Origin of the sequence: Nonomuraea sp. NPDC049607 (assembly GCF_040675375.1) — a bacterium.
Lineage (GTDB): Bacteria > Actinomycetota > Actinomycetes > Streptosporangiales > Streptosporangiaceae > Nonomuraea.
The window spans coordinates 90,559-105,056 of sequence record NZ_JBFAOV010000025.1; the positions used below are offsets into that span (position 1 = coordinate 90,559).

13 protein-coding genes are annotated in these 14,498 nt (G+C 70.4%); 2 read left to right on the top strand and 11 right to left on the bottom strand.

Translation table 11 applies throughout. The annotated features are described in order from the left end of the window. Positions 1-3: 3 nt before the first annotated feature. The 11 genes from AB0J97_RS36275 to pgsA form a co-directional block, all read right to left on the bottom strand. Positions 4-753: a YebC/PmpR family DNA-binding transcriptional regulator gene (locus tag AB0J97_RS36275; RefSeq protein WP_357703269.1), complete on the bottom strand. Its 750-nt coding sequence runs from the start codon at positions 751-753 to the stop codon at positions 4-6. A 3-nt stretch (positions 754-756) separates the two neighbouring features. Beyond that, positions 757-1,335 (bottom strand): pyridoxal 5'-phosphate synthase glutaminase subunit PdxT, encoded by a 579-nt coding sequence (gene pdxT / locus AB0J97_RS36280; protein ID WP_357703267.1) that lies wholly within the window; start codon positions 1,333-1,335, stop codon positions 757-759. Between the two features lie 91 nt (positions 1,336-1,426). Beyond that, the gene (locus AB0J97_RS36285; protein ID WP_364097428.1) at positions 1,427-2,623 is read right to left on the bottom strand and encodes an MFS transporter; all 1,197 of its coding nucleotides are present in this window, start codon (positions 2,621-2,623) and stop codon (positions 1,427-1,429) included. A gap of 9 nt (positions 2,624-2,632) precedes the next feature. Continuing rightward, positions 2,633-3,067 (bottom strand): MarR family transcriptional regulator, encoded by a 435-nt coding sequence (locus AB0J97_RS36290; RefSeq protein WP_364097431.1) that lies wholly within the window; start codon positions 3,065-3,067, stop codon positions 2,633-2,635. A gap of 87 nt (positions 3,068-3,154) precedes the next feature. After that, positions 3,155-4,837 carry an alkaline phosphatase D family protein gene (locus AB0J97_RS36295; RefSeq protein ID WP_364097434.1) on the bottom strand — a complete coding sequence of 561 codons (1,683 nt, stop codon included), beginning with the start codon at positions 4,835-4,837 and terminating at the stop codon, positions 3,155-3,157. A gap of 191 nt (positions 4,838-5,028) precedes the next feature. Next, positions 5,029-5,934, bottom strand: a complete 906-nt coding sequence (gene pdxS / locus AB0J97_RS36300; RefSeq protein ID WP_357703260.1) for a pyridoxal 5'-phosphate synthase lyase subunit PdxS — start codon at positions 5,932-5,934, stop codon at positions 5,029-5,031. Positions 5,935-6,058: 124 nt separating this feature from the next. Beyond that, complete coding sequence (locus AB0J97_RS36305; RefSeq protein ID WP_364097437.1) at positions 6,059-7,063, bottom strand: DUF3048 domain-containing protein; 1,005 nt, start codon at positions 7,061-7,063, stop codon at positions 6,059-6,061. A 78-nt stretch (positions 7,064-7,141) separates the two neighbouring features. Beyond that, positions 7,142-7,684 carry a hypothetical protein gene (locus tag AB0J97_RS36310; protein ID WP_357703256.1) on the bottom strand — a complete coding sequence of 181 codons (543 nt, stop codon included), beginning with the start codon at positions 7,682-7,684 and terminating at the stop codon, positions 7,142-7,144. Between the two features lie 32 nt (positions 7,685-7,716). Then, positions 7,717-8,847, bottom strand: coding sequence for a glycosyltransferase family 4 protein (locus AB0J97_RS36315; RefSeq protein ID WP_364097440.1), 1,131 nt, complete (start codon positions 8,845-8,847; stop codon positions 7,717-7,719). Continuing rightward, a complete protein-coding gene (locus AB0J97_RS36320) occupies positions 8,844-9,752 on the bottom strand; it encodes a phosphatidylinositol mannoside acyltransferase (protein WP_357703252.1) in 909 nt (302 codons plus the stop codon). The genes AB0J97_RS36315 and AB0J97_RS36320 overlap by 4 nt, the downstream gene beginning before the upstream one ends. After that, positions 9,749-10,372 (bottom strand): phosphatidylinositol phosphate synthase, encoded by a 624-nt coding sequence (gene pgsA / locus AB0J97_RS36325; protein WP_357703418.1) that lies wholly within the window; start codon positions 10,370-10,372, stop codon positions 9,749-9,751. The genes AB0J97_RS36320 and pgsA overlap by 4 nt, the downstream gene beginning before the upstream one ends. A gap of 144 nt (positions 10,373-10,516) precedes the next feature. Between pgsA and AB0J97_RS36330 the strand changes: the two genes are divergently transcribed. Beyond that, on the top strand, positions 10,517-12,670 hold the full coding sequence (locus tag AB0J97_RS36330) for an elongation factor G-like protein EF-G2 (protein ID WP_364097443.1): 2,154 nt from the start codon (positions 10,517-10,519) through the stop codon (positions 12,668-12,670). Positions 12,671-12,881: 211 nt separating this feature from the next. Beyond that, positions 12,882-14,402, top strand: a complete 1,521-nt coding sequence (locus tag AB0J97_RS36335) for a family 10 glycosylhydrolase (protein WP_364097445.1) — start codon at positions 12,882-12,884, stop codon at positions 14,400-14,402. The last annotated feature ends 96 nt before the right edge of the window (positions 14,403-14,498 follow it).

Genomic DNA, 14,498 nt, shown 5'->3' on the forward strand with positions numbered 1-14,498 from the left:
CGGTCAGTCGAGAGCGGCGAGGACGTCGTCGGAGACGTCGAAGTTGGCGTAGACGTTCTGGACGTCGTCGCTGTCCTCCAGCGCGTCGATCAGGCGGAACACCTTCTTGGCGCCCTCCTCGTCGAGCGGCACGCTCATCGTCGGCAGGAAGCTCGACTCGGCCGAGTCGTAGTCGATGCCGGACTCCTGCAGCGCCTTGCGGACCGGCACGAGGTCGCCGGCCTCGGAGACGACCTCGAAGGAGTCGCCCATGTCGTTGACCTCTTCGGCGCCCGCGTCGAGCACGGCCATCAGGACGGTGTCCTCGTCGAGCCCGTTCTTGGGCACGATCACGACGCCCTTGCGGTTGAACATGTACGACACCGAGCCCGGGTCGGCCAGCGAGCCGCCGTTGCGGGTCAGGGCGACCCGGACCTCGGAGGCGGCGCGGTTGCGGTTGTCGGTGAGGCACTCGATGAGCACCGCGACGCCACCGGGCGCGTAGCCCTCGTACATGATGGTCTGCCAGTCGGCGCCGCCGGCCTCCAGGCCGCCGCCACGCTTGCGCGCCCGCTCGATGTTGTCGTTGGGCACGGAGTTCTTCTTCGCCTTGAAGATGGCGTCGAAGAGGGTGGGGTTGGCGTCCGGGTCAGGGCCACCGGTCCGTGCCGCCACCTCGATGTTCTTGATGAGCTTCGCGAACAGCTTGCCGCGCTTGGCGTCGAGCGCGGCCTTCTTGTGCTTCGTCGTCGCCCATTTGGAGTGGCCGGACATTACCTAGAGCTCCCTCACCATGTCTACGAAGTAACGGTGCACGCGCGTGTCCCCGGTCAGCTCGGGGTGGAACGACGTCGCGAGCAACGGCCCTTGACGGACCGCGACGATCCTATCCCCAGGCTCGGCCGTGCCCAGCACCTGAACGTCGGCGCCGACCGATTCCACCCACGGAGCACGGATGAAGACAGCGTGTACGCGTTCGCCGGCGAAGTCCAGGTCCGACTCGAACGAGTCCACCTGGCGGCCGAAGGCGTTCCGCCTGACCACCATGTCGATGCCGCCGACGGTCTGCTGGCCCTCGATGCCGTCCTGGATGCGATCGGCCAGCATGATCATGCCGGCGCAGGAGCCGTAGGCGGGCAGGCCCTCCTTGATCCGCATCCGCAGCGGCTCCAGCATGTCGAAGGTGTCGGCCAGCTTCCACATGGTGGTCGACTCGCCGCCGGGGATCACCAGGCCGTCGACCGCGTCGAGCTCGGCCGGACGACGTACGGCGACGGCCGACGCGCCGGACTCCTGGAGCATGCGCGCATGCTCGCGCACGTCCCCTTGGAGAGCGAGTACACCGATCGTGGGCACAGCGATCCTTCCGTTAAGGTCCGGTTTCCGACAATTCAACACCAAGATGGCCCGGCATCTTCCTCTCAGAGCACTCTGGCGTAAAGCGGGCTCAGGCGGCGGCCTGGACGACGTCCACGCGGGCCAGGGCGCTCAGGTGGTGGCGCCGGGCGTACAGGAAGGCCATGCCGATCGCGCAGCAGGCGGCGCCGACGGCGTACGGGACGGCGATGCCGACCTCCTCGCCCAGCTTGGTCGCGATGAACGGCGCCAGCGCGCCGCCCATCCAGCGGACGAAGTTGTACCCGGCCGAGGCGACGGGCCTGGGGGCGTCGGAGACCTCCATGGCCGACTCGGTGAAGACGGTGTTGTTCAGCCCGATCGGGATGCCGGACAGGACGGTGAACACGATGATCCCGGCGTGCGCCCCGGCCGTCGCCGACACCGCGATGCCGGCCTGGAAGACCACGAGCAGGCCCAGGGCCAGGTGCAGCACGTTCACCGAGCCGATCGCCCGCTGCAGCGGCGGCGCGCCGAACACCGAGGCCAGCGCCACGCAGACGCCCCAGCCGAAGAACACCGCGCCGATGCCGTACGGCGACATGTTCAGGATGAACGGGGTGAAGGCGAGGATCGTGAAGAAGGCGAAGTTGTAGAACAGCGCGGTGAAGGCGGTCGTGGACAGGCCGCCGTGGGCCAGGGCCCTGATGGGGGCGCTGAGCTTGGTCTTGACCGCGGGCCTCGGCCCCGATCTGAGCAGGGTGGCGATCAGCACGAAGCCGACGGCCATCAGCGTGGCGGTGCCGAAGAAGGGCGCGCGCCAGTTCCAGTCGCCGAGCAGCGCCCCGGCCAGCGGTCCGGCGGAGATGCCGAGGCCGAGCGCGGCCTCGTACAGGATGATGGCCGACTCCGCGCCGCCGCTGGCCGCGCCGACGATGACGGCCAGCGCGGTGGCCACGAACAGAGCGTTGCCGAGGCCCCAACCGGCACGGAAGCCGACGAGCTCGGCGACGCTGCCGGAGGTGCCGGCCAGCGCGGCGAACAGCACGACCAGGGCCAGCCCGGCCAGCAGCGTGCGCTTGCCGCCGATGCGGCTGGAGACCCAGCCGGTGATCAGCATGGCCACGGCGGTGACCAGGAAGTAGCTGGTGAACAGCAGGGACACCTGGCTGGGCGTGGCGTGCAGCCCTTGGGCGATGGAGGGCAGGATGGGGTCGACGAGGCCGATGCCCATGAAGGCCACGACCGCGGCGAACGCGGTGGCCCAGACGGACGTCGGCTGGCGCAGGATTCCGCCGCCGGTTTGCATGTTGTCCCCTTACTGGGTGGTTCTGTCGATGCCGAGCTTGGCCAGGACGGGCAGGGCCGCGGCGAGCACGTCGCGCTCGTCGTCGCTGAGGGCGGCCAGGTCGTGGGCGAGGCGGGCGATCCTGGCCCGGCGCACGGCGTGCAGGCGGTCGCGGCCCTCGCCGGTGAGCTCGACGGTCCTGACACGGGCGTCGGCCGGGTCGGAGCCGCGCGCCACCAGGCCGGCGTACTCCAGCCGGTTGATCTGCACGGTCATGGTCGGGAGCTGGACGGCGTGCTCCTCGGCCAGCTCGGTCATCCGGCGCGGGCCGTGTTCCAGCGAGCCGAGCACGGCGTACTGCTGGGTGGTGACGGGCTGGCCGGCGCTGGAGCGCCGCAGCAGCAGGACCAGGTGGCGCAGCACCTTGGAGACCTGCTCGGCCATCTGGGTGGGATCGTCCCTCATGCTTAGCCCAACTAACTTAGCCTGGCTAATATTCCGGGCAAAGAAGAGGCGGCGCCCCCCCAACCGGGGGACGCCGCCTGCCCAGGGCTACGGGCGCTCGGTCTCCAGCCGGACGGTGTCCTCCACCGTCACCTGCTTCCTGGCCCCGATCGCCGGGTCGAGCGGCCGCAGGTACGTCTGCCGCACCCCCGGCACCCGGTCCTCCACCACGAACGTCGCCCGCGTGTACGCCTCTGCCCCAGGCTCGTGCACCTGCGGCACGACCTTGAAGTCAGCCGTGAGCAGGTCGCGCTCCATCTTCGTCAGCACGTAACCGCGCTGGTTGTTGTAGAACTTCAGGTGCGGGTTGATCTTCAGGTACGGATGCGTCGCGGGGTCGGAGTCCGCGCCGTCGCCGCCGGTGGTGATGGAGGTGGCCACGAGCTCGGAGCCCACGGTGGGCCCGGTCGGGTCGTCGTAGTCGAGCTTGAGGTCGCTGGCCCAGTGGGCGTGCACGTCGCCGGTCAGCACCACCGCGTTGCGGACCCGGGCGTCCACCCAGCCCTGGGTGATGCGCTGCCGGGAGGCGACGTAGCCGTCCCAGGCGTCCATCGAGGTGATCTTGGCGGGGCCGGCGTTGTTGTCGCGCTGGGCGAAGAACACCTGCTGGCCCAGGATGTCCCACTGGGCGCGCGAGCGGTGGAAGCCGTCGATCAGCCACTGTTCCTGCGCGGCGCCGGTGATCGAGCGCGCCGGGTCCACGGCGGCCGGGCAGTCGCGGTAGCCGTCGCCGCAGCCCTGGTCGTCGCGGTACTGGCGGGTGTCCATCATGTGGAACGTGGCCAGGCTGCCCCACCGGATCCGCCGGTAGAGCTGCATGTCGATGCCGCGCGGGATCGAGGTGCGGCGCAGCGGCATGTTCTCGTAGTAGGCGCGGAAGGCGGCGGCGCGCCTGGCCAGGAAGTCGGGCTGCGGCACCTCGGGCTTCTCGGGCACCTCGTCGGCCCAGTTGTTGTCCAGCTCGTGGTCGTCCCACACGACCAGCCAGGGCGCGGCGGCGTGCGCGGCCTGCAGGTCGGGGTCGGCCTTGTACTGGGCGTGGCGCTGGCGGTAGCCGGCCAGGGTCTCGGTCTCGGGGCCCTCGTGGTCGCGGATGTTGCCGCCGGGGATGGTGTAGGTGTCCTTGGTGTACTCGTACTGGTAGTCGCCCAGGTGCAGGACCAGGTCCGGGTGGTCCTCGGCCAGCCTGCGGTAGGAGGTGAACCAGCCGTGCTCGAACTGGGCGCAGGAGACGAAGGCCATCGACAGCGCGCCGCCGTAGGACAGGGGGTGCGGGGCCGTGCGCGCCCGCCCCATGGGCGAGACGTACGGGCCGACGCGGAAGCGGTACCAGTACTCCCGGTCCGAGCTCAGCCGGTCGACCTCGACGTGCACGCTGTGCCCCCACTCCGGCGCGGCGACACTCACCCCCGAGCGGACGACGCGCCGCCCGCGCTCGTCGGCGTAGACCTGCCACTGCACGGTGAACGGACGCTGCGGCATGCCGCCGAAGCCGTCCTCGGCCAGCGGGTTCTGCGCCAGCCTGGTCCACAGCACGAACCCCTCGTGGTCGGGGTCGCCGCAGGCCACGCCGAGGGTGAACGGGTCGGTGGACAGTCCGCGTGCGGCCAGTGCCTGTGCGTTCTCTGCGGCGGGCTCGGGCTCGGCGCTCGCCGCCGTGGCGGGGAGCGCGGCGGCGGCGCCCGCCGCCAGCCCGGTGACGAGGAAATGCCGGCGGTTCAGCTTGGACACAGTGCGCTCCTCGGGACGATCAAGGGTGAGGGACGCCCGTAGCCTGACTGAGGTTCATGACAGATCGGTGAACCAGGGACAACACGAAAGAGGCGACATTCTTCGCGAATGCCGCCCCTTACGAAGCTTTTCATCGTCACACGACGATCATGGACCCACGACGGGCCGCCGACCTGCGACGACGCGCCGGTTCACCAGCCGCGCTCGGCCAGACGGTGAGGCTGCGGGATCTCGTCGACGTTGATGCCGACCATGGCCTCGCCGAGACCGCGCGAGACCTTGGCGACGACGTCGGCGTCGTCGTAGAACGTGGTGGCCTTGACGATGGCCGCGGCGCGCTTGGCCGGGTCGCCCGACTTGAAGATGCCCGAGCCGACGAACACGCCCTCGGCGCCGAGCTGCATCATCATGGCGGCGTCGGCCGGGGTGGCGATGCCGCCCGCGGTGAACAGCACGACCGGCAGCTTGCCGCTCCGCGCGACCTCGGCGACCAGCTCGTAGGGGGCCTGCAGCTCCTTGGCGGCCACGTAGAGCTCGTCCTCGGGCAGCGTGGTGAGGCGCTTGATCTCGGCGCGGATCGTGCGCATGTGGGTGACGGCGTTGGAGACGTCGCCGGTGCCGGCCTCGCCCTTGGAGCGGATCATGGCCGCGCCCTCGGTGATGCGGCGCAGGGCCTCGCCCAGGTTGGTGGCGCCACAGACGAAGGGCACGGTGAACTGCCACTTGTCGATGTGGTTGGCGTAGTCGGCCGGGGTGAGCACCTCGGACTCGTCGACGTAGTCGACGCCGAGCGACTGCAGGACCTTCGCCTCGACGAAGTGGCCGATGCGGGCCTTGGCCATGACGGGGATCGACACCGCGGCGATGATGCCGTCGATCATGTCGGGGTCGCTCATCCGGGACACGCCGCCCTGCGCGCGGATGTCGGCGGGCACGCGCTCAAGGGCCATGACGGCGACGGCGCCGGCATCCTCAGCGATCTTGGCCTGCTCGGCGGTGACGACGTCCATGATGACGCCACCCTTGAGCATCTCGGCCATGCCGCGCTTGACGCGGGCCGTTCCGGTGACGGGGGTGCTTTCAGGCGTGCTGGACAACGGTCTTCCTCACGGGCTCTCAGGGCGGACGGTAAGTTATCAAACCCATCGTAGGTCCTGAAGGACCCCTCCCCCGACATGCCACGATGTCAGGATTTATCACTCAAGTTGTACAGAAAGGTCATCAAGGAGTGACGGGCTTGCGGCTGGCGAGCGCGATCCAGACCTGGCCGGGGGCGAAGTTCATCGGCTCACCGCTCTCAGTCGTGAACGTCGTGCCGGTCTCCTCCGATTCCCGCTCCCAGTTGGCCGTGAAAGCTTTACCGTCGCGCAGCACGACGGCCTTGCCCTTGCCGGTGGTGTGCACGAGCGGGGTGTAGCTCTGGTGGAAGTCGTGGAACTCCGAGCGCTCGGTCTTGGTGTACTGCACGACGATCGTGGGCGCGCCGAGCTGGCCTCCCTCGGCCGCCATGTCCTTCTTGCCGTCCTGCCAGATCAGCCACTGCTTCTTGGCCTCCGACCAGGCGAAGGTGAAGCGCGCCGCGGGCCACCTGACCGTGTACGACTTCTTGTCCACACCGCCCTCGGCGGGCGCGTCGCCGAAGGTGAAGCCGATGTCCTTGGCCTCGCTGGCCTTGGGCGCGCCGGACAGCAGCTTCTTGGTGTTGGCGAACAGGTTGTAGGGGGCGTAGCGGCCCGGCTGGCGGAAGTAGGCGCCGGGGTTGCGGGTGTCGCCCACGTCGTACAGCGGGGCCTTGGCGATGTACGGCAACATCTTGGTCTGCGCGCCGGAGTAGGCGAAGGCGGGCTTGCCGTACTGCGGGACGAGGTGCAGGTCGGAGATGCGGGCGCTGCGCACCGGGCCCACCTTGGCCGGGATCTTCGAGGAGAAGATCGCCATGAGCCGGGTCAGGCCGGCCTCGACCTGCTCGACGTAGACGACGTCGGCGCTCTTGAGCCCGAGCTGGGGCTTGCCCGCGGAGGTGTTCTCGATCTTCACCGCGAGCACCGGCTTGAGCTCCTCGTACGGCTGCCCGGTGAACGGATGCCCCTCGACCTTCTCGGTGGGCTCCTCGGAAGGGCTGGTCGTCGCCGCCGCCTCCGGCGCCTTGCCGGAAGCGGGCTCGTCGGACGAGCAGGCCGCGACGGGCCCCAGCACGGCCGCCCCTGCCAGAGTCACCGAGATCATCCGGGATAGCCGCACGTGCAACAACTCCTCGCCTTTGCCCAGAAATCGGGAGAAGCTTACCGGCCTCTCCACATTTGGTCATTCGGGCGACATGGTTGCCGGCGGATTGTCATCGATCTCGAAGAATTCGGGGAACTCGGTGTGGCCGGCCAGCCGCAGCGTCCTGGCCAGCCAGCGGCGCTGCGCCGTACGGGTGACGCCGACCGCGTTGTTGTAGAAGCGGCGCGAGTAGACGACCTTGGCCACCGCCGCGTCGAGCTCCTCCAGCAGGTCGCCGCCGCCGGGCGCCTCGGCCAGCTTCTCCCTGAACCGCTCCTGGTCCACCGCGGCCCGCAGCGCCCGCGACAGGTCGCTCTCGGCGTGCTCGCGCTCCTCGGGCCCGGCGATCCTGGCCTCGTGGGCGGCGGCGGCCAGCACCAGCGAGGTCGCGGGGTCGAGCAGCCGCGAGCCGGCCAGTTCGAGCACCACGGCCCGGCGCCGCATGAGCGCCGCGTCCAGTGCCTCGCGGGCCAGTTCGAGCCGGATGTGCAGGCGGTCGAGCCGGCCCGCGCGCCAGGAGATGTAGACGGCCGTGAGCACGACGACGATGCCCACGATCAGGACGATCATGGTGGATGTCACAGTAGGTCCCTAGAAGAGCTCTCGGGGGGCGGTCACAGGTCCTCCTCCACCCGGCCCGCGCCGCTGGTGGTCACCGTCTCGTAGACGCGCACCACGTCGCGGGCCACCGTGGACCAGTCGTACTTCCTGACCGCCACCAGCGCCTCGGCGGCCAGCTTGGCGCGCCGCTCGGGGGCGTCGAGCAGCGCGGCGGCCTCGCGGGCCAGCGAGGAGGCGTCGCCGTTGGCGAACAGCGCCCCGGCCTGTCCCTCGCCCAGCACCTTGCGGAAGGCCGGGATGTCGCTGGCCAGCACCGTCGCCCCCGAGGCCATGGCCTCGGCCAGCACGATGCCGAAGCTCTCGCCCCTGGTGTTGGGCGCGCAGAACACGTCGACCGAGTGGTAGGCGCGGATCTTGTCGGCCTCGCTCACCATGCCGAGCACGGTCACCCGCTCGTGGAAGGGCTTGGGCACCTTGTCGTAGACGTCCTTGGCGTCGCCGGGGCCGGCGATGAGCAGCTTCAGGCCGGGACGCTCGGCGGCCAGGGCGTTGAAGGCGTCGAGCAGGATCGGCAGGCCCTTGCGCTCTTCGTCCATGCGGCCGAGGAAGCCGATCGTGGCGCCGTCGGGGCCCCACCCGGGCAGCGGCTCGGCCTCGGTGTAGCGGGCCACGGTCACCCCGTTGGGGATCAGCACGGTGTCGCCGCCGAACTGCTCGACCAGGCTCTTGCGGGCCGCGTCGGAGACCGCGATGCGGCCGCTCAACTTCTCCAGCGCGCTGCGCAGCAGCGGCTCGGCCACCGCGATGGCCCGCGAGCGGCTGAAGGAGGCGTGGAAGGTGGCCACGATCGGCCCCCTGGCCGCCCAGCAGGCCAGCACGCCCAGGCTCGGGATCAGCGGCTCGTGGATGTGCAGCACGTCGAAGTCGCCCGTACGCACCCAGCGCCGCACCCGCGCGGCCGACAGGAACCCGAACGACATCCGCGCCACCGACCCGTTGTACGGCACCGGCACCGCCCGGCCGGCCCCCGTGACGTACGGGGGCAGCTCGTCGTCGTCGGCGGCGGGCGCGATCACCGATACCTCGTGCCCCTGCGCCATCAGCGCCTGGGCCAGGTCGTCGATGTGCTGCTTGACGCCGCCGGGCATGTCCCAGGAGTAGGGGCAGACGATGCCGACCTTCATCTCGGCAGGTCCTCCAGCCAGAGCCGCTGCAACATGTGCCAGTCCTCCGGGTGCTCGGCGATGCCCTTCTCGAAGACGTCCGTCATGGCCTGGGCGACGGCGGCCACCTTCTGCTGCCGGGTGCCCTCGGCGGGCACCGGGATCTCCTCGTGGATGTGGATGCCCCAGTCGTCGCCCACGAAGTAGACGGTGGCCGGCAGGAGCGCGGCGCCGGTCTGCACGGCCAGCAGCGGCGGCCCGGCGGGCACCTTGGTGGTGGCGCCGAAGAAGCGCACCTCGATGCCGCTCTTGGTCAGGTCGCGCTCGGCGGGCAGGCAGACCACGCCGCCCTTGCGCACGCGGCCGGCGAGGGTGCCGAAGTTGTGGCCGTCGCCGCCGGTGAGCGGCAGCACCTCCATGCCGAGCCCCTCGCGGAAGGCGACGTAGCGGCGGAACAGCGACTCGGGCCGCAGCCGCTCGGCGACCGTGGTGAACGGGTGGCCGACGCCGACCAGCCAGGCGCCCGCCGCGTCCCAGTTGCCCATGTGCGGCAGGGCCAGCACCACGCCCCGGCCCGCGGCCAGGGTGTCGTGGATGTGCTCGGCCCCGATGACGTGCGTGCGCCGGACGACCTCGGCCCGCGGGATCGCGGGCAGGCGGAAGACCTCGTGGAAGTAGCGGAAGTAGGAACGCATGCCGGCCCTGCTCAGCTCGCGCAGCTCGGCGCTGCCGGCGTCGATGCCGGTGACCCTGGCCAGGTTGGACTCCAGGCGGCGCACGGACTTGCCGCGTCTGCGCCACACCCGGTCGGCCAGGAGGCGGAAGACCGCCGCCGTGGGACGCTGGGGCAGCAGCGGGACCAGCTTCCAGCCCGCCGCGAAGCCCGCTGCCACGATGCGGTCGCCGATGGACGCCTTCTCGCTCATCGCTCCCTCGTCTGCCGGTGGACGTGCACGACCCGCTGCACGACGGTGATGGTGGAGGCCGCCGCCAGCAGCCACATGCCGAGCGGCAGCACGTACGGCACCCCGACGCCCGAGAAGAAGGTCGCGACCAGGGCCACGACCAGCCGTTCCGGGCGCTCGGCCAGCCCCACGTCGGCCGTGAGCCCGAGGCCCTCGGCCCTGGCCTTGGCGTAGGAGACCAGGGAGCCGGCGACGAGGCAGGCCAGCGTCACGCCGGCCATCAGCGTGTCGCCCCCGGCGACGAAATACAGGATCAGGCCGGCGAAGATGGCGGCGTCGGCCACCCGGTCGAGCGTGGAGTCGAGGAAGGCGCCCCAGACGGTGCCGCCCTTGCCGCCGAGCCGGGCCACGACGCCGTCGAGCAGGTCGAACAGCACGAAGACGGTGATGAGCAGCGCCCCCCAGGCCAGGTGGCCCGTCGGGAACAGGAGCAGGGCGGAGATCACCGTGCCGAGGGTGCCGATCGCCGTGACGGCGTTCGGGCCGATCCCGCGGCCGACGAGAGCCCTGCCCAGCGGGGTGAGTATCCGGGTCATGGCCGGTCGCAGGAGTTTGAGCATCGCGGTCCGATCGTAGGCCATCACGTGAGCGGCCACTTTCTTTGCCCCACACCCCTTGTGATATTCGCCACAGGGGTATTTGGTGAACACACCGCTTCCATGCGGTTTCTGACACCCTCCGCGCGGGCGCGGCGTTGGATGCACACCGACGACGCGGGAGGCGAAGTGGCGGATAGGAACTCTGGCGGGGCCATGGGAGCCGCGGGCAGGGCACCCACGGCCGACAGGGCGGATGCCATACGCAATGTCGTGCTGGTCGGCCACTCGGGAGCGGGCAAGACCACCCTGGTCGAGCAGCTGCTCGCGGCGACGGGCACCGTCCAGCGGCCGGGCCGGGTGGAGGACGGCAACACGGTCAGCGACTTCGACGAGGTCGAGGTGCGCCAGCAGCGGTCGGTCAACCTGGCGCTGGCGCCGCTCGTGCACAACGGCATCAAGATCAACCTGCTGGACACCCCGGGTTACGCCGACTTCGTGGGCGACCTGCGCGCCGGGCTGCGCGCCGCCGACGCCGCCCTGTTCGTCGTGTCGGCCTCCGAGGGGATCGACGGGCTCACCCGGATGCTCTGGGAGGAGTGCGCCCAGGTCGGCATGCCCAGGGCGGTGGTGATCACCAAGATCGACCACCAGCGCGCCGACTTCGACGACGTGCTGACCACCTGCCAGGACGTCTTCGGCGACGGCGTCGCCCCGCTGTACCTGCCGGTGATCACCAACGGGCACGTCAACGGCCTGATCGGGCTGCTGTCGCAGAAGTTCTACAACTACGCGACCGGCACCCGCACCGAGAAGGAGCCCGGCGCCGAGTACGAGGCCCAGATCGAGGAACGGCGCGGCGACCTGATCGAGGGCATCATCCAGGAGAGCGAGGACGAGTCGCTCATGGACCGCTACCTGGCGGGCGAGCCCATCGACACCAAGGTCCTGGTCGACGACCTGGAGAAGGCGGTCGCGCGCGGCAGCTTCTTCCCGGTGTTGTGCAGCGGCCTCGGCGACGGCCACGCGGTGGGCATGACGGAGCTGCTGGAGCTGGTGACCCAGGGCTTCCCCTCGCCGCTGGAACACCCGATGCCCGAGATCACCGACCTGTCCGGCAAGCCGGTCGGCGGCATCGCGTGCGACCCCGACGGCCCGCTCGTGGCCGAGGTCGTCAAGACCACCAGCGACCCGTACGTGGGCCGCATCAGCCTCGTCCGCGTCTTCTCCGGCACGCTCCGCCCCGACATGACCGTGCACGTCTCCGGCCACGGCCTGGCCGACCGCGGGCACGAGGACCACGACGTGGACGAGCGCATCGGCACGCTGACCAGCCCGCTCGGCAAGGCCCAGCGCCCGGCGGCCAAGGGCTCGGCCGGCGACATCGTGGCCGTGGCCAAGCTGTCGCGCGCCGAGACCGGCGACACCCTGTCGGAGGTGGACCGGCCGCTGCTGATGACGTCGTGGCAGATGCCCGACCCGCTGCTGCCGGTGGCCATCAGGGCCAGGTCGAAGGCCGACGAGGACAAGCTCGCCCAGGCGCTCGGCCGGCTCGTGGCCGAGGACCCGACGCTGCGGCTGGAGAACAACGCCGAGACCAGGCAGCTCGTGCTGTGGTGCATGGGCGAGGCGCACACCGACGTGCTGCTCGACCGCCTGGCCAACCGTCACGGCGTCGAGGTCGAGCGGATCGAGCTGCGGGTGCCGCTGCGCGAGACGTTCGGCGGCAGGTGCCAGGCGATGGGCCGCAACGTCAAGCAGACCGGCGGCCACGGCCAGTACGCGATCTGCCACCTGGAGGTCGAGCCCCTGCCCTCGGGCGGCGGGTTCGAGTTCGTGGACAAGATCGTGGGCGGGGTGGTTCCCCGGCAGTTCATCCCGTCGGTGGAGAAGGGCGTGCGGGCCCAGATGGAGCGCGGCGTGGTGGCCGGCTACCCGATGGTGGACGTGCGCGTCACGCTCTACGACGGCAAGGCGCACTCCGTCGACTCCTCCGACATGGCCTTCCAGATCGCCGGGCAGCTGGCGCTGAAGGAGGCGGCCTCGAAGGTCTCGACCCTGCTCCTGGAGCCGGTGGACGAGCTGTCGGTGCTGGTGGCCGACGATTACGTGGGCTCGGTGATGTCCGACCTGTCCTCCCGGCGCGGACGCGTGCTCGGCACCGAGCCGGTGGGCACCGGGCGCACGCTGGTCAAGGCCGAGGTGCCCGAGCTGGAGATCACCCGGTACGCCATCGACCTGCGCTCGATGTCGCACGGCACCGGGACGTTCACGCGCACGTTCCTGCGCTACGAGCCGCTGCCGCCGAACCTGGCGAGCAAGGTGGCGGCGGCCACAGAGTGAGCGACGGGTGAGCGACGGTTCGGACGGTGGAGAGCCGGGAGGGAGCCTGTCCCTCCCGGCCCGCACGTTTCATCACCCCCCTACCGTTTCGTAACAGAAGCATCACGACTGCATTTCTTTTTTCAGGTCCGAACAGGCAGGAGCAGGTGCCACACTGGGTTGCACTATGCGAACTGGACGCCCACTCCTAGCCGCTGCAGCCCTCGCGGTCGTGACCACCGGCGCCGCCTACGTGTTCGGCCCCGGCGCCACCCCGAGCCCCGCAGCGACCAAGAAGACGACGACCACCACCGCTCCCGCCGAGGTGACGGCGGCCTGCAAGCCCGACGCCCGGTATCCCAAGCGCCAGTTGCGCGGGGTGTGGATCGCGACCGTCAAGAACATCGACTGGCCCTCGCGCGCCGGCCTCGGCCAGGCCCGCCAGAAGGCCGAGTACGTCAAGATCCTCGACAGCGCGGTCAAGCGCAATCTCAACGCCGTCTTCGTCCAGGTCCGGCCCGCGTCCGACGCGCTCTACCGCTCCTCGCTGGAGCCCTGGTCCCAGTACCTGACGGGCACCGCGGGCAAGGACCCGGGCTGGGACCCGCTGCCGTTCCTCATCGACGAGGCCCACAAGCGCAACCTTGAGTTCCACGCCTGGTTCAACCCCTACCGCGCGGCCGAGAACGCCGACCTGTCCAAGCTGCCGGCGAACCACCCGGCCAAGCAGCACCGCGACTGGACGGTCAAGTACGGCGGCGGCCTCTACTACAACCCGGGCCTGCCGCAGGTGCGCGAGCACGTCACCAAGGTCATCACCGACGTGGTCAGCCGCTACGACATCGACGGCGTGCACTTCGACGACTACTTCTACCCCTACCCGGGCGGCGGGGGCACGTTCGACGACAAGGCGGCCTTCGCCAAGTACGGCAAGGGCCAGAAGCTGGCCGACTGGCGCCGGGAGAACGTGAACAAGCTCGTGGCCAAGGTCGACGAGGCCGTCCACGAGACGAAGAACCACGTCAAGTTCGGCATCAGCCCGTTCGGGATCTGGCGCAACAAGTCCAACGACCCCGACGGGTCCGCGACGGCCGGCATGTCCGCCTACGACTCGATCTACGCCGACGCCCGCGCCTGGATCAAGGCCGGCACGGTCGACTACGTGGCCCCGCAGCTCTACTGGCCGCGCGGCTTCAAGGCGGCCGACTACAAGGCGCTGACGTCGTGGTGGGCGGGCGCGGTCGAGGACACCGACGTCCAGCTCTACATCGGCCAGGCGCTCTACCAGGTCGGCACCAGGACCAACGCGGCCTGGGCCAACCCGGGCGAGCTGTCGGCGCACCTGACGGTGAACCGGCGCTACGACGAGGTCGACGGCGACATCTACTTCAGCGCCAAGCAGCTCCTGACCAACCCGCTCGGCGCGATCGACCGCGTGGCCAAGGAGCACTACAGCCGTCCGGCGCTGCTGCCGATCATGGAGGACCGCGGCGGCGAGGCCCCCGACAGGCCGGCCGACGCCAAGGCGAGCGGCTCCACCGTGTCCTGGACGCCGTCCAAGGGGGCTCGGGCGTATGCGGTGTACCGGGTGCCGGAGTCGGGCAAGGACTGCCACACCACCGACGCCCGTAACCTGGCGGCCGTGGTGACGGGCACGTCGTACACGGCCAAGCCGGGCACGTACCTGATCACCTCGCTCGACCGGCAGACCCACGAGAGCAAGCCGGTGAAGGTCAAGGTGGACAAGGGCTGAGGCCCGTCCCGCCACGCGCGCTCCACGACGCCACGCCCGGCCCGCGGGCGTGGCGTCGTCGTGTTCCGGCGACCGGCGGCTCGACAGCCGGTCTGC

What these genes read in the sequence shown, in the direction of transcription:
- AB0J97_RS36315 (WP_364097440.1), bottom strand. Translation starts at nt 8,847, where the DNA reads ATGAAGGTCGGCATCGTCTGCCCCTACTCCTGGGACATGCCCGGCGGC.
- AB0J97_RS36290 (WP_364097431.1), bottom strand. Translation starts at nt 3,067, where the DNA reads ATGAGGGACGATCCCACCCAGATGGCCGAGCAGGTCTCCAAGGTGCTG.
- AB0J97_RS36305 (WP_364097437.1), bottom strand. Translation starts at nt 7,063, where the DNA reads ATGATCTCGGTGACTCTGGCAGGGGCGGCCGTGCTGGGGCCCGTCGCG.
- pgsA (WP_357703418.1), bottom strand. Translation starts at nt 10,372, where the DNA reads ATGGCCTACGATCGGACCGCGATGCTCAAACTCCTGCGACCGGCCATG.
- AB0J97_RS36320 (WP_357703252.1), bottom strand. Translation starts at nt 9,752, where the DNA reads ATGAGCGAGAAGGCGTCCATCGGCGACCGCATCGTGGCAGCGGGCTTC.
- AB0J97_RS36275 (WP_357703269.1), bottom strand. Translation starts at nt 753, where the DNA reads ATGTCCGGCCACTCCAAATGGGCGACGACGAAGCACAAGAAGGCCGCG.
- AB0J97_RS36285 (WP_364097428.1), bottom strand. Translation starts at nt 2,623, where the DNA reads ATGCAAACCGGCGGCGGAATCCTGCGCCAGCCGACGTCCGTCTGGGCC.